Source organism: Halomonas daqiaonensis (genome assembly GCF_900109725.1).
GTDB classification, from domain to species: Bacteria; Pseudomonadota; Gammaproteobacteria; order Pseudomonadales; family Halomonadaceae; genus Halomonas; species Halomonas daqiaonensis.
In genome coordinates this window covers 1-1882 of sequence record NZ_FOBC01000039.1, presented here as the reverse complement: position 1 = coordinate 1882, position 1882 = coordinate 1, and the positions used below count along the sequence as shown (strand labels likewise).

Annotated in this window: 2 tRNA genes and 1 rRNA gene; all 3 read left to right on the top strand. The window is 56.4% G+C overall.

What is annotated here, in order from left to right:
- Positions 1–21 precede the first annotated feature (21 nt).
- The 3 genes from BMY30_RS17425 (at position 22) to BMY30_RS17415 (ending at position 1879) form a co-directional block, all read left to right on the top strand.
- Positions 22–1557: ribosomal RNA gene (locus BMY30_RS17425) — 16S ribosomal RNA — on the top strand.
- Positions 1558–1625: 68 nt separating this feature from the next.
- Positions 1626–1702: transfer RNA gene (locus BMY30_RS17420), tRNA-Ile, on the top strand.
- A gap of 101 nt (positions 1703–1803) precedes the next feature.
- Positions 1804–1879: transfer RNA gene (locus tag BMY30_RS17415), tRNA-Ala, on the top strand.
- The last annotated feature ends 3 nt before the right edge of the window (positions 1880–1882 follow it).

Sequence of the window (1882 nt, the reverse complement as noted above, 5' to 3'; positions counted from 1 at the left end):
GCTTAACGCACCGATGATTTTAAACTGAAGAGTTTGATCATGGCTCAGATTGAACGCTGGCGGCAGGCCTAACACATGCAAGTCGAGCGGTAACAGGCCCTTCGGGGTGCTGACGAGCGGCGGACGGGTGAGTAATGCATAGGAATCTGCCCGATAGTGGGGGATAACCTGGGGAAACCCAGGCTAATACCGCATACGTCCTACGGGAGAAAGCAGGGGCTCTTCGGACCTTGCGCTATCGGATGAGCCTATGTCGGATTAGCTTGTTGGTGAGGTAATGGCTCACCAAGGCGACGATCCGTAGCTGGTCTGAGAGGATGATCAGCCACATCGGGACTGAGACACGGCCCGAACTCCTACGGGAGGCAGCAGTGGGGAATATTGGACAATGGGCGCAAGCCTGATCCAGCCATGCCGCGTGTGTGAAGAAGGCTTTCGGGTTGTAAAGCACTTTCAGTGAGGAAGAAAGCCTTGGGGCCAATACCCCCAAGGGACGACATCACTCACAGAAGAAGCACCGGCTAACTCCGTGCCAGCAGCCGCGGTAATACGGAGGGTGCAAGCGTTAATCGGAATTACTGGGCGTAAAGCGCGCGTAGGCGGCGTGATAAGCCGGTTGTGAAAGCCCCGGGCTCAACCTGGGAACGGCATCCGGAACTGTCAGGCTAGAGTGCAGGAGAGGAAGGTAGAATTCCCGGTGTAGCGGTGAAATGCGTAGAGATCGGGAGGAATACCAGTGGCGAAGGCGGCCTTCTGGACTGACACTGACGCTGAGGTGCGAAAGCGTGGGTAGCAAACAGGATTAGATACCCTGGTAGTCCACGCCGTAAACGATGTCGACTAGCCGTTGGGGTCCTAGAGACCTTTGTGGCGCAGTTAACGCGATAAGTCGACCGCCTGGGGAGTACGGCCGCAAGGTTAAAACTCAAATGAATTGACGGGGGCCCGCACAAGCGGTGGAGCATGTGGTTTAATTCGATGCAACGCGAAGAACCTTACCTACCCTTGACATCCTCGGAAGCCTGCAGAGATGCGGGTGTGCCTTCGGGAGCCGAGTGACAGGTGCTGCATGGCTGTCGTCAGCTCGTGTTGTGAAATGTTGGGTTAAGTCCCGTAACGAGCGCAACCCTTGTCCCTATTTGCCAGCGATTCGGTCGGGAACTCTAGGGAGACTGCCGGTGACAAACCGGAGGAAGGTGGGGACGACGTCAAGTCATCATGGCCCTTACGGGTAGGGCTACACACGTGCTACAATGGCCGGTACAAAGGGATGCGAAGCCGCGAGGTGAAGCGAATCCCGAAAAGCCGGTCTCAGTCCGGATCGGAGTCTGCAACTCGACTCCGTGAAGTCGGAATCGCTAGTAATCGTGAATCAGAATGTCACGGTGAATACGTTCCCGGGCCTTGTACACACCGCCCGTCACACCATGGGAGTGGACTGCACCAGAAGTGGTTAGCTTAACCTTCGGGGGAGCGATCACCACGGTGTGGTTCATGACTGGGGTGAAGTCGTAACAAGGTAGCCGTAGGGGAACCTGCGGCTGGATCACCTCCTTAAACGACGACTCATCGCACCCGGCAAGTGTCCACAATGAATTACCTGATCGAACGAGCAACGACTGTTTGGGTCTGTAGCTCAGTTGGTTAGAGCGCACCCCTGATAAGGGTGAGGTCGGCAGTTCAAGTCTGCCCAGACCCACCAAATTTGCGTAATACGTTGTTGCTTTCCACCTCGTGTAGCAGGCTACACGTCGGCGAAAAGCGCCTCGTCTTACCCAAATTCCATCGAATCGATGGGCATCAGGGGCCTTAGCTCAGCTGGGAGAGCGCCTGCCTTGCACGCAGGAGGTCAGCGGTTCGATCCCGCTAGGCTCCACCACCC